This window comes from Cobetia sp. PDI-12MA (genome assembly GCF_059507695.1).
Genome location: NZ_CM183351.1, coordinates 1,722,096 through 1,734,871, shown reverse-complemented (window position 1 = coordinate 1,734,871; position 12,776 = coordinate 1,722,096). Strand labels below are relative to the sequence as shown.

Sequence of the window (12,776 nt, the reverse complement as noted above, 5' to 3'; positions counted from 1 at the left end):
TTGCGCCAAGGGCCCCCTTGAAAACCCTGACAATGGCGTCATTCAAGGGGGACACATGGCGTATTCTGTCGCTGGTCATTCAAGGCGCTTGATATCCAGGCACGTGATATTGATGACACGTGGTATCAAAGACACGTGATATCCGCCGCCTGATCAGCGATGACATGAAAGCCAACGCCGTGATCTTCCAAAGGGAGCCAGATTGCATGTATACACGCAAGCTTCATCCAGGCAGTGAATTCCCGGCCATCCAGGTCAAACGCAGCGACGGTGAGGCACTGACCCTCGGCAAGCCCCAGGGCGAGCATGACTGGCAGCTGGTCGTGGTCTATCGCGGCAAGCATTGCCCGATCTGCACCAAGTTTCTCAACAAGCTGGAGAGCTATCGCGAGCGCTTCAGCGCCCAGGGCGTCGATCTGGTCGCCGTGTCTGCCGATGATGAGCAGCAGCTCACGCAGCATCGCGAGTCGCTGGAGGTCAACTTCCCGCTCGCGTATGGGCTGACCCTCGAACAGATGCAATCGCTGGGACTGTTCATCTCGACGCCGCGCAGCGAAAAGGAAACCGATCACGACTTCCCGGAGCCTGCCTTCTTCATCGTCAATGGCGAAGGCAAGATCCAGATTCAGGAGATCGCCAACGCGCCCTTCGTGCGCCCTGATCTGGATACTCTCGTCGGTGGCATCGAGTTCATCCGCAAGCCGGATAACGACTACCCGATTCGCGGCACCCGCGATTACGACTGAATCCTTCAGGGTTCACGCCGTCACACAGACGCCCCGCAGCCTCGTGCTGCGGGGCGTCTGTATATCTGGGCCTGTTGCTTGCCACCTGGCCTTCACCTCGCCCGCTTTGCGCTTTTGGTCTCTTTTCATGACGCCGCTGATAGGTGCTGAAAACAGGCCACGAAAAAACCACGAAAAAAATATGATCCCGTGACATCCAGACGAGAAAGGCCAGCGTTATGAACAGTGCAAGGGAGACAACGACACACCTGCAACCGCTAGCTGAACCTTATCTGTCTACGGAGTCGTCAAGATGAAAACAATCGCCTGTATCTCTGGTATTTTCGCTGCCCTCGCATTGAGCCCGCTGGCTCAAGCCATGGAGGTTCCCGAGAGCGTCACGGTGCCAAAAGGCAACGAAGTCGCCATGGAAACCGTCGGTGTCGGCAAGATCAAATGGGCCTGCGAAGCCAAGGACGATGGCACCATGGGCTGGGTCTTCAAGGGTCCGGATGCCGCCCTGAATGATGCCGATGGCAAGCAGGTCGGCAAATACTATGGTCCGCCCGCCACCTGGGAATCCATGGATGGCTCCAAGATCACCGGCACACAGCTGGCGGTTGAGCCCAACGGCAAGGGCAATATTCCGCTGCAGCTGGTCGAAGCCAACCCGGCCGAAGGTGAAGGGCATATGCAGGGCGTCACCTATGTTCAGCGCCTCAATACCCAGGGCGGTGCCGCACCTGACATGGCCTGTGATGATGCTCACAAGGACAAGGTCGAAATCGTGATGTACCAGGCCGATTATCTGTTCTACAAGGCCATGTAATCTCAAGCCTTGAATAGAATGGATTCACCACTCGATGTCGTGTGACAAAGCGCATTGACACAGGGAAGGTGCGATCATGAAAAGCCCCGACATGCATAGGCATGTCGGGGCTTTGTCGTCATCAATCCCGGCGGGGAAATGACGACTCAGCATGAAATTGAACAAGCAAAATCCGGTGATCATGCAGGCGATAACAGCGACGCTAAAAGAGGTGATCAGGGAGGCCATCACGAAGACGGTCAAGCCTCCCATTTCGGTGCCAAAGCCGTGAGATCATTCCCCCGGCCTGTGAACCGATCTCTGATCCAGCGAGCTGCCGTCAGACCAGCGCCAGCATCGTATAGGGCGCTTCACAGGAGTGGCGCTCATCGCGTTCATCCACGCTACCCAGCTCATGATTGCGATCATTGTCATAGACCACGAAGAGCCGTTCGCGATCCAGTACCGCAAGCCCCTCCGCCTTGTGCTCGAACTCCAGCACGCGACCATCCTCATGCGTCACCAGCGTCGGGGATTTGCCTGCATGGAAGTCGGCCAGCGACAGCACCCACAGATAGCCCCCGATCACCTCTTCACTGCCCTGCTCGGTCTCGAAGCTGGTTACCAGATAGAGGCGTGCGTGATAGGGGTCATATTCCAGGCTCGAAAGACCACACTCGTGATTCACGCCCTCATACTCGGCGGGATCAAACGCATAGACGTCGTGAAGGTCCTCGATGAACTCGATATTGTCGCTGTCGGTCATGGCATAGCGCGCCCCGATGACGCGTCGCACGTACGCGAAGTCATCATGCGAGTTGCCTTGTTCGCGCACCCCGAACAGGATCAGCCCATCACCCTTGTCACTCGGAACGACCGCCAGACCTTCGATCTTGTAGTACGGCTGGCCAATGGCCGCCTCCAACTTCTGACGAAATTCCAGTGAGCCCTCGACCCCGTCACGCGGGTCCGGGTCGACCACCTGCACCTTGCCCGGCTCACCCAGCGGCCAGATCAACAGGTGGTTGTAGGCATTCAGGGCATGGCTCTCGCTGTCGATACGATCAAACCCGGTGGTTGCCAACATGTGACGGCCATCGGTGGTCAGCGCGAAGTCTTCATACTTGACCGCCTGACGGATCAACGGCGTGGTCAGATACTCGAGCTGACTGTCATCGGGCCCTTGCGAATCCAGAGGCAAGGAGAAGACCGCCGAGCGTCCCTCGCCCGGAATCGGCTTGTCACTCGCCATCAACAGACGCTCGCCGTCATAGGCCACGGCGGAAATCTCGGCGTTCACCAGCTTGCCCTCCTCATCCTTCAAGCCGGCCGGAAAACAATGGATCGTGCCCTGTTGCGTGATACGTACCTTCGCCATGCATGGCTCCTTGAAATGAAACGTCATGACATTGGGACAGGCCATGCAGGATTGAGTTCGGGACAATGCATGCCGCCCTGTCTCAGGCAGGCCAATAACAGGGGCATACCCAGAGACTGGGACAGAAGCAGAAAAGCGTCTGCCTGGTACCACAGCGCCCCGCGAGACTCCATCAGTCAGGAGTATCGCGGGGCGCTGTATGCATCAAGCCACAAACGTCAGGACGCTGGCTTACGTACAGGCTAGCGTGTGCGGCTCACACTTCCCTGGCCGGCGCCGCCAGCACCGTCTCGTGATTGCCACCTCCAGCGGCCTGCTGTGCGTGAGTGCCCTGCTTGCGAGCGCTGCGCGCACGCCAGGTGATGGAGATGGCCAGCACCACCAGCATCGCCCAGGGGTAAGGCGTGAAGAAGGACGCCATGGCACTCGGCGCCGCGACGCCCGCCTCGGCGGCACTGGCAGCGATCACCTGCTGCCAGACGGCCACCGCGATATGCCAGGGCAGCAGGAAGAAGACCGTGCAGACGGCGCAATCCATCAGGTTGGCACTGCGCTCTGGCGCGATACCGAACTTCTCGGCCAGCTTGCGCACCAGTCCCGGCCCGACCAGCAGCAGCGCTGGTGCATTGGCAGACAATGGAATGGAGGCCGCCACTGTCACGGCGACAATGCCGGTCTCGGCACCGGTGCGTGTCTTGATGAGACTCTCGTTGGCCTTGTCGAGCAGACGACGCATCAGACCGGCATCCAGAATCACCTGTGTCAGCGCCAGCACCATCAGGGCGAACAGCACGGCGCCGGTCACCGAGGCGATGCCATTCTCGATCAAGCCGGTGCTTTCACCGCGCTGTGCCGGCAGCGCAAAGATATCGTCCAGACTGATGGCGCCGATCACGAGAGCGCAGAGCATGGCGACCAGATTGCCGAAGAACATCGCTTCGATGATATGGCGACGCTTGAGGGCCAAGCCGACCACCACGGCCAGAGGCAACAGCATGACCAGGCCGAGCGCATTGCCTGATGCCAGCGCAGGCACCTCGGCCAGCGCCGTCTCGCTGCCACCGGCCACCAGGAAGATCACCACGCAGATGGCCGCCGCGGACAGTGCCAGCGGCAGACGCGTGCGAATGACATCCGCGACCTGCGCCCCCTGGGTGAAGGAGGACACGATGGTGGTATCCGAGACTGGCGACAGATTGTCACCGAAGGCAGCGCCCGAGAGCAGTGCGACCGCCAGCATCGTAGGGTCCGCGCCCAGCATCACGCCGGCCGGATACATCACGGGGCCAAGGCCGATGACAGTGCCCACGCTGGTGCCCGTACCCAGCGAGAACACCATGCAGATGGCGAAGACGAGCACCACGAAGACACCTCCGGTGGCGCCCATCGAGGCACCAATCCACTGCAGGCCATCGATGAGCCCACCAGCCATCATCAGCTTGCCGAAGACCCCGGCGAGCAGCCATAGGGCAATGATGGCGGTCGCGGTGTGGTTGCCCATGCCACGCAGCAGGCTCTCGCAGTAAGCCGAGCGGTCACGACACAGAAAGAGCCCGACCCCCATCGCCAGCCAGGCGCAGGCCCAGAAAGGCTGGGTGCCTGCACGCTCGAATACCGAGAGGTAGATCAGCCCCGCCACCAGCATCATCAGCGGCACCAGGGCGCCCACCACACCACCCCGAAACACCAGTTCCTTCATGTCCTGTTGCTGCATATTCCTGTCCCTCACACGCGAGTCTTGTTATTGGAGTCATCCTTGCCTGGCGGGCCTGCACATGACGGCCCAGGCCCCAGCCAGACAGCCACAGGCTATGCGAGCCACTTGCGTGACGACCAATGCCAAAATCAGTGGCAAGCGATTACTTTTTCACATGACCAAGCAATCTCTCTGCCAAACATTAGAAAATCAGGAATTTCACATACTAAAGCGCTAACAGGCCAGTGATCTGTCAGGGTGCCGCCGCATCAATCAGCGTTGCCGCGAGGCAGTGTTGGTGAGAGACAGCCTTGGCGAAAAACAGTCCTGGAAAGAGGCCGTCCTGGCGAGTGGCATCAGCTGCGAAAGCTCGCTGAGCTGGGGCCTTGAGGCAGAACGCGGTTCGACACTCGCCCCTGCAAAGGCTTGCAGGGGCGCATGCGGACAAGTGAAACGCCGGGTTGATGCTGGCGGGTGAAGGCAGGACTGACGCCAGCGCTGCGCGGGGGCGCAAGCGTGTGATCGGCAAGTGGGCGATAAAGGGGCACGCATTGATCTTTTGCACCGATCCTCTGCACCGGCCTTCTGCACCGTCTTCATGAACCGAAGAGTCAGCGCAGGAGCCCGGGCGAGTGGCAATTCACGTCATGCCGGGCGATCAGTGCAGCACATTGCGAATGAAGCGCAGCATCCCGGTGCCCGTGTTGTGGTAGCGGTAGGCCTGATCACTGGGATAGACATGGAAATCCCCGGCGTGAATGACGATTTCCTCACGTTCCAGCGTGAGGGTCAGCTCGCCTTGCGTGACCACCAGCATCTCGTGCCAGCCGGCATCATCGGGCGCGGAGTCATAGTGCTCGCCGGGGGCGAGGGTCCAGTCCCATAACTCGACTTCCTGGGTCGCCGGTTTGCTGGCCAGCAGCACGGCGCGGCTTTCGGGCGCCTGCCCGACCCACGCCACCTCATTGATGCGTGCCGAATCTTCGCTTTCCGGAGGCTGCACCAGTGCGTAGAAGAGCACCCCGAGTGCCTCGGCGAGCTTGTCGAGCGTGCCGAGACTGACATTGACGTCGCCCTTCTCGATGTTCACCAGCATGCGCCGGCTGATCTCGGCCTGATCCGCGAGTGCCTGCTGGCTCAGCTCGGCGGCCAGACGCAGACGGCGAACATTGGCCGCGACATGGACCAGAACATCGGGTCGACCTTTACTGTTGTGCAATATAGTGCGCATCCGTACAATCCCGCTGACGATGAGGGAAGCCGGCATATGACTGGCCTCAAGCTCCCTCCCCTTGCTACCTCAATGTCCCTGAATCATGCCGCATGTGTTCTTGACTGACCATGCCCGTCATCCACTGGATCGCTCAAGGAGCCCCCTATGTCCGTTGCTGTCGCAGCCTCCTCTTCTCGTCTGTGGCCCGTCGCCATGTTGCTGGTCGCCATGTGCTCGATCCAGAGCGGTGCTTCGCTGGCCACTTCGCTGTTTCCGATGATCGGCGCGGCGGGCGCGACGGCAATTCGTCTGATCATCGCATCGATTCTACTGCTGGCCATTCTGCGTCCGTGGCGCAAGCCGGTGACACGCAAGGCCTGGAAGTCCATCACCTTATACGGCGTGGCGCTGGGTGTGATGAACCTGCTGTTCTACCAGGCCCTCAAGACAGTACCGCTGGGCATCGCCGTGGCTCTGGAATTCACCGGCCCGCTGGCCGTGGCGTTACTGAGCTCGCGCCGCTGGCTTGACCTTGGCTGGGTGGCGCTGGCAATTACGGGACTAGTACTGCTGTTGTTACTGGGTGAGAACACCGCGGCACCGATCGATCCGGTCGGTGCCGCCTTCGCACTCGGCGCCGGCGTGTGCTGGGCGCTGTATATCCTGTTCGGCCAGAAGGCCGGGGCAGGCAATGGCACCCAGAGCGCGGCGCTTGGCATCACGATCGCGGCGCTGGTCGTCGCACCCGTCGGCCTGATGGAGGCCGGCAGCGCCATGTTTTCCCTCGATATCCTGCCGCTGGCACTGGCCGTTGCGGTGCTCTCGACCGCGCTGCCCTACACTCTCGAGATGGTGGCCTTGCCTCGTCTGCCGACCCATACCTTCGGCACCTTGATGAGCCTTGAGCCCGCCATCGGGGCGCTCTCCGGCCTGTTGTTCCTCGGTCAGGCGCTGGGCATCTTCCAGTGGCTCGCCATCGGCCTGGTCATCGCCGCTTCGGTAGGCACGACGCTGACCGGTCGCAGCAAGGAAGTCTTCGATGGCCCGGTGCCCGATTGAGGGCGAGCCCGACATCTGCTGCTGAATCGTTCAGGTGCACCTCTCACAGGACAGTGAATCAAGACGCAGCGTGGGATATCGTGTCTTTCTCTATCACGCTTTTCGAGACAGGAGACCGCCAGATGACTTCGCCACGTTCCGCGTCTTCCTCACCCTCCGCTGCGCGCTCCACCGCCCAGATGGTGGTGTGGTTCGGGCTGAGCTTCCTTACTGCCGCCATCGGCGCGCTGGCCTCGGTGGATGCGAAGACCTTCTATGCAAGCCTCACCCAGCCGGCATGGGCCCCGCCGGCGGGTGCCTTCGGGCCGGTGTGGACGGCGCTGTTCGTGATGATGGCGCTCGCCGCCTGGCGTGTCGCGCGCGATGGCTTGCATGCCAGAAATGGCTTCCGTCCGCGTCATCGACTGGCGCTCGGGCTGTTCGTGGTGCAGCTGATCGTCAACGGGCTGTGGAGCTGGTTGTTCTTCGCCTGGCACCTCGGACAGGCGGCGTTCATCGACGTACTGGTGCTGTGGGCGCTGATCGCCGTCACCCTGGTGGCGTTCTGGCGCATCAGTCGCCTGGCCGGGCTGTTGATGCTGCCCTATCTCGCGTGGGTGACGCTGGCCAGTGCGCTGACCTGGTCCGTCTGGCAGGCCAATCCCGCCCTGCTGGGCGGGTGAGCCGTCAACGATCCCCCTGACGGCAGATGAGCGGCCTGCGCTCGGCCACCGACGCCTGAACATCCCCCGCAGACACCAAACGCCAACGCCCGGCCGAGACTCCTGCAGAGTCTCGGCCGGGCGTTGTCTTATGAAGCTTCGTCTTGCGGTTGCGATGATGCAGCGGTGCGGGCAGGTGAGCGATCAGAGCGCCTTCAAACGACCTTCCTCTACTACCAGCACGCGATCCGCGACCTTGCGCAGCAGTGCCGCATCATGACTGACCAGCACCAGCGCCGTGCCCTGCTCCCGCACCATCTTCACCATGCAGGCGATCACCTCCTGCTGGACCAGCGGGTCGAGGCGTGAGGTCGGCTCATCGGCGAACACGAAGCGCGGCTTGATCAGCATCAGACGCAACAGCGCAAAACGCTGCAGCTCGCCACCCGAGACCTGTCCCGGCAGACGCGAGAGCAATTCCGGGGCCAAGCTCAGTTGCTCCATCAGCTGCGGCAGCTGGCTGTCGTCGAGACGATGGCGTGCGCTGAGATCCTTCAACAGGCGACCCAGTGTCCGGCGTGACGGGAAGGTCGCCACGGGATCCTGATAGAGCTTCTGATACTCAAGGCGTTCGGCATGCTGGACCACGCGTCCTGAATGCGGCGGCAACAGGCCGAGCAGCGCATCGCCCAGCGATGACTTGCCACAGCCTGAAGCGCCTTGGATGCCGATGATCTCACCGCCCTTCACGCTGAGTTCCACGTCACGCAGCAGCGAGGTGTCCCCGCGCGCGATGGTCAGATTCTCGGCGCGGATGATGGGCTCGCCTGCCACCTTGCCATCACGGCTCGCACTGTCGGCTGTCGGCTTGAAGGCAGCCTCCGGCCAGGCCTGAGGCGCGGCATTCACCAGGCGTCGGGTATAGGCATGTGTCGGCGCGGCCAGCACGTCACGCGTCGCGCCCTGCTCGATCACCTGCCCCCTGCGTATCACCATCAGGCGGCCGCCGATCTGGTGCGCCAGCGCCATGTCATGGGTGATGACCATCAAGCCGGCACGCGGTGTCTCGGCCAGTGACTTGAGCAGCAGCTCGCCGATCTCGCTCACGCGGGCGGCGTCCAGCCCCTTGGTCGGCTCATCGGCGATCAACAGCGGCGCGCCGCCGGCGCGGGCGGCGGCAAAGGCCACACGTTGCGCCATGCCGCCGGACAGCTTGCCCGGCAGCTGCTCGCTGGCCGCGGCGACCCCCAGCTGCTCCAGATCACTGCGCGCGGCCGCGTGGGAGGCCTGCGCCGAACGCCCCGCGACCAGTCGATATGCCTCTCCGACCTGACGAATCACCTTCATCAGCGGGTCCAGCGCCAGCCAGGGTTCCTGGGGCAATACCGCCAGGCGGCGACCCCAGAGGGGGCGACGATTTTCCGGCGTATGCAGAGGATATTGCTCTCCATCCAGCCACAGACTGCCGGAGGCCACAAGCTCCGGGGGCAGCGTGCCCAGCAGTGCCTGAGCCAGCAGACTCTTGCCGGATCCCGTCTCACCGATCACCACCAGCGGCTCGCCCGCCTTGAGCGCAAGCGAGACAGGCGCCAGCAGCGCCGTCTGCGCACCCTGGACCCGCACGCTCACGTCCTCGGCGCTCAGCACCACATCATCCGCCGTTGCCCCAAGCCGCGTGTGAGAAGAAGGTGTGGTCATTGTCGCGACATTCATGGGCGCGCTCCTTCGAGGGTGACCGCGGCGGTTGACGTTCTGGCCTTGCTGCCGGACATCAGCAACAGCCCCAGCAACAGCAGGAAGGTGACCAGCACCGGCGTCAGCAGCGCGAACGGCGCTTCACGCCAATACGGCAACAGTTCGACCATCATGGTGCCCAGCTCTGGCGTGGGCTCCGGAATGCCGACGTGCACGAAGCCCAGCGCGGCAATCGCCATCAGGGCGTTGGCCATGCCGAAGGCCATCGCCGTCATCATCACGGGCGCCATTTCGGGCCACAGGTGATGACGAAAACGGTACCAGGCCCCGAAGCCCAGCAGACGGCTGGCCTCGACGCCGGGACTCGCCAGCACGCTGCGACCGGTGGCGCGGGCCAGGCGGAAGAACTCCACCCACAGCACCAGAGACAGGCCCAACCACAATGCCAGCGGCGTCGACGGCAGGATGACGCTGACCATCAGCACCAGCAGCAACCCCGGCAATGCCAGCAGGCTGTCTGCCAACAGGCTCAACAGGCGCTCGGCCCAGCCACCGCGTCCCGCGGCCAGCAGACCCAGCGAGATGCCTGAAAACGCGGCCAGAATCACCGCCCCCGCGGCAATGGAAAGCGATAGCCCGAGCGCCGCCACCAGACGGTGATACAGGGATCGCCCAAGATGGTCATAGCCCAGCGGGGCGCTGGTGATCACCTCACCGGCGCCAGAGGCACCGACGGCATCCGCGCCCTGCAGCGCACGATAGAGGTGCTGCTCCAGCGGGTCCCCCGGTATCACCAGATTGCCCAGCAGAGCCAGCAGCACCAGACTGGCGACCATCGCGGCCCCGATCACCCGGCGCAACGGCCAGTCAAGACGTGGACGACGCGCGGCTTCCACGCGCTGCGGCGCAAGCCCTTCCACCACCTGATTCATTTCACACCCCGTGGGTCCAGTTGGCGACCCAGCAGATCGATCAGCAGATTGATCAAGACAAAGCCGACGCCCAGCACCAGGGCGGTGCCCTGCACCATCGGCACATCGCGCGAGAAGATGGCGTGCACCAGCGCATGGCCGATGCCCGGCCAGCCGAAGATGCTCTCGATCACCACCACCCCTTCCACCAGGGTCACGAACTGCAGTCCCAGGTAGGTCACCAGCGGCAAGGCCACGTGGCGCAGGCCGTGACGCCAGAAGGTCTGGGCGTTGCTGAGGCCCTTCCAGCGCGCGAAATCATGGAAAGCCGTCTGGGTGACGGCGGCCATGGCATCACGTGCCAGGCGTGCCGATACCGCTGCCAGCCCGAGCGCCAGCGTCATCGCCGGCAGAATGAAGTGCTGCGGCTCACCGTGGCCGGCGGCCGGCAGCAGGCCCATCTCCACGGAGATCAGCAGGATCAGCACCAACGCCAGCAGGAACTGCGGCGTGGCGCGCAGCAGACTGCAGACGGCCAGTAAGCTGCGATCGAGCCAGCCACCGGCACGCAGACCGGCCAGCAACCCCAGCGGCGGGCCGATCAACAGCGAGATACCCAGCGCCGCGCCGGCGAGCGACAGGGAGTTGCCCAGCTGATGACGAATCTCTACCCATACCGATTCCCCGGAAATCAGCGAGGTGCCAAGCTCCAGGCGCAGGATGTCGCCCAACCAGTAAAGGAAGTGCATGCCGCCCTGTGCCTCGAGGCCCAGTTCGGCGCGTACTGAGGCCGCAGCGGCCGCATCCAACGCGTCATAACCATAGCGACCGGCCGCGATGCGCCAGGCGGCATCGCCGGGCAGACTCTGCATCATCAGATAGCTGGCGCCGCCAACCATCAGCACCACCATCAATAGCTGCAACAGACGTGAAGGGATATTCATTGTACCCACCGCAATTCTGAAAGGCCGAAACTACGCTCCCAGGGGTCTACCTGAGCGCTTTGCAGTCGATTGGAGATCGCCAGATTCTGGTAGTACCAGGCGATGGGGATCACGGGTAATGCCTGCTGGATCACGCCGCTGGCCCGGGCACGCGGGTCCTCACCTTCGGGGGTGGGTCCATAGCCCTCGCGGGCCATGCGCTCAAGCTCTGCGGTGAAGTTCGCATCGAACCAGCCCATCGCGCCCCAGTCGCCACCGGGGGATTCAGGCGTTCCCGCGTAATCGCTCAGCACGTTGCCGATGGGGTCCGGCACCATGGCAAGATTGCGCGCGAACAGCGCCATGTCGAGGCTGCCGTCGTGGTGGCCGGCCGGAATCGCCGAGAAGTTGGTGATGTCCAGACGCGTCTGGATGCCGATGGCGTGGAACTGGCGCTCCAGCACCGTGGCGACCAGCGGCAGCTCCGGTCGGTCCGAGAAGGTGATCAGGCTGATCGCGAGGCGCTGACCGTCCTTTTGACGAACGCCATCCTCCGCGACCTTCCAGCCAGCGGCATCCAGCAGCGCGCGCGCTTCGGCGACGTCCTGATGCAGCTCGGGCAGCGCGGGGTCATGCCAGCCTTCCACCATCGGCGGGAATAGCTGACTGGCCCCGCGCGGGTAACGCAGCACCACCTGCGCGATGACGGTGCGATCGATCGCCAGGCTCAATGCGCGCCGCACATCCGGGTCCTGGAAGGCCGGGTGATTGGCATTGACCTTAAGCAGCATCGTGCGCGGCGTCGCAGCCGCCGCCAATGTCACGCGCGGTGACTGGGAGAGACGCTTACGACTGGCGGGGTCCAGCCCATAGGTGAAGTCGGCATCTCCGCTCTCGGCGATCAATGCCCTGCCCTCGGCGCGGCTCACCGCCTGATAGCGCGCCTGGCGCACCTCTGGCTGCGGGCCCCAGTAGTCCTCGAAGGCGGTGACTTCAAGGCTCAAGGGTGGCGTCATGCGCAGCATGCGATAAGGGCCGGTACCGATGACCTGCTGGGCAGTACCTGACTCATCGAAGGACTTGGGTGCCAGAATCTGCTGGCGATAATCGGCCAGATAGGCGTGCAACGCGGCGAAGGGCTCGTCGAGGGCAATCACCAGCGTCTGGACATCTTCGGCGACGATCCGCTCGATCGGCACCGACTTCAGGATGCCCGGCTTGGCACGTGCGATCTCGAGACTCTGACGCACGACTTCAGCATCCAGACGGCTGCCATCATGGAACTGCACGTCGGAGCGGAGCGTGAAGCACCACTGCAAGCCGTCCTCCGAGACCTCCCAATCGGTCGCCAACCCCGGCTGCAGCTCCCCCGTGGCGTCCACCTCGACCAGTGTCTCGACGATCTGCATACGCTGGAAAAGAATACCGCTGAGCAGCGGGTCCGCCCCCTTGATATCGAAGGGTGCGACGATCTCCAGACGCCGTGTGTCAGCCGCCGATGCCTGCGCAGCTGAGGCATCTTGCGCATGGCTGAACTGCACCACGGCCAAGCTCAGCGCGACGCTGGCGACGGCCAGCTGGCTGCGATCGTGAAGGAAGGTTCGGTATTGCCGCCGAAGCCTTGAGAGCAAATTGACCATCGATATCGCGCGTCCCGAGCAAGAGCATGGATGCCGGCGCGCGACCGGCGCCGGCCAACAAAAAAACGCAATGTTATAGTGTAACTA

11 protein-coding genes are annotated in these 12,776 nt (G+C 63.0%); 4 read left to right on the top strand and 7 right to left on the bottom strand.

The window, feature by feature from the left end; translation table 11 throughout:
• Positions 1 to 206 precede the first annotated feature (206 nt).
• Both AC5WNI_RS07515 and AC5WNI_RS07510 read left to right on the top strand, forming a co-directional pair.
• Positions 207 to 746: a redoxin domain-containing protein gene (locus tag AC5WNI_RS07515; protein ID WP_248378679.1), complete on the top strand. Its 540-nt coding sequence runs from the start codon at positions 207 to 209 to the stop codon at positions 744 to 746.
• Positions 747 to 1,038: 292 nt separating this feature from the next.
• The gene (locus tag AC5WNI_RS07510) at positions 1,039 to 1,554 is read left to right on the top strand and encodes a DUF3455 domain-containing protein (protein WP_279836280.1); all 516 of its coding nucleotides are present in this window, start codon (positions 1,039 to 1,041) and stop codon (positions 1,552 to 1,554) included.
• Between the two features lie 319 nt (positions 1,555 to 1,873).
• On the opposite strand, the gene AC5WNI_RS07505 is transcribed toward AC5WNI_RS07510, so the two are convergent.
• From AC5WNI_RS07505 to AC5WNI_RS07495, 3 genes are all read right to left on the bottom strand, one after another.
• Positions 1,874 to 2,911, bottom strand: a complete 1,038-nt coding sequence (locus AC5WNI_RS07505; protein ID WP_153635649.1) for a hypothetical protein — start codon at positions 2,909 to 2,911, stop codon at positions 1,874 to 1,876.
• Between the two features lie 256 nt (positions 2,912 to 3,167).
• Positions 3,168 to 4,625, bottom strand: coding sequence for a Na+/H+ antiporter NhaC family protein (locus AC5WNI_RS07500; protein ID WP_487886283.1), 1,458 nt, complete (start codon positions 4,623 to 4,625; stop codon positions 3,168 to 3,170).
• A 640-nt stretch (positions 4,626 to 5,265) separates the two neighbouring features.
• Positions 5,266 to 5,838 carry a helix-turn-helix domain-containing protein gene (locus tag AC5WNI_RS07495; protein WP_487886284.1) on the bottom strand — a complete coding sequence of 191 codons (573 nt, stop codon included), beginning with the start codon at positions 5,836 to 5,838 and terminating at the stop codon, positions 5,266 to 5,268.
• A gap of 147 nt (positions 5,839 to 5,985) precedes the next feature.
• Between AC5WNI_RS07495 and rhtA the strand changes: the two genes are divergently transcribed.
• Complete coding sequence (gene rhtA / locus AC5WNI_RS07490) at positions 5,986 to 6,879, top strand: threonine/homoserine exporter RhtA (RefSeq protein ID WP_487886285.1); 894 nt, start codon at positions 5,986 to 5,988, stop codon at positions 6,877 to 6,879.
• Between the two features lie 122 nt (positions 6,880 to 7,001).
• Positions 7,002 to 7,541 (top strand): TspO/MBR family protein, encoded by a 540-nt coding sequence (locus AC5WNI_RS07485; protein WP_254627158.1) that lies wholly within the window; start codon positions 7,002 to 7,004, stop codon positions 7,539 to 7,541.
• Between the two features lie 183 nt (positions 7,542 to 7,724).
• Here the strand turns inward: AC5WNI_RS07485 and AC5WNI_RS07480 are convergent, their stop codons facing one another.
• Genes AC5WNI_RS07480 through AC5WNI_RS07465 form a run of 4 tightly spaced genes read right to left on the bottom strand, consistent with a single transcriptional unit; the run spans position 7,725 to position 12,689 of the window.
• The gene (locus AC5WNI_RS07480; RefSeq protein ID WP_487886177.1) at positions 7,725 to 9,233 is read right to left on the bottom strand and encodes an ABC transporter ATP-binding protein; all 1,509 of its coding nucleotides are present in this window, start codon (positions 9,231 to 9,233) and stop codon (positions 7,725 to 7,727) included.
• Positions 9,230 to 10,147: an ABC transporter permease gene (locus AC5WNI_RS07475; RefSeq protein ID WP_487886176.1), complete on the bottom strand. Its 918-nt coding sequence runs from the start codon at positions 10,145 to 10,147 to the stop codon at positions 9,230 to 9,232. The genes AC5WNI_RS07480 and AC5WNI_RS07475 overlap by 4 nt, the downstream gene beginning before the upstream one ends.
• A complete protein-coding gene (locus AC5WNI_RS07470; protein WP_487886175.1) occupies positions 10,144 to 11,070 on the bottom strand; it encodes an ABC transporter permease in 927 nt (308 codons plus the stop codon). The genes AC5WNI_RS07475 and AC5WNI_RS07470 overlap by 4 nt, the downstream gene beginning before the upstream one ends.
• Positions 11,067 to 12,689 carry an ABC transporter substrate-binding protein gene (locus tag AC5WNI_RS07465; protein WP_495929009.1) on the bottom strand — a complete coding sequence of 541 codons (1,623 nt, stop codon included), beginning with the start codon at positions 12,687 to 12,689 and terminating at the stop codon, positions 11,067 to 11,069. Before AC5WNI_RS07465 ends, AC5WNI_RS07470 begins: the two co-directional genes overlap by 4 nt.
• Between the last annotated feature and the right edge of the window lie 87 nt (positions 12,690 to 12,776).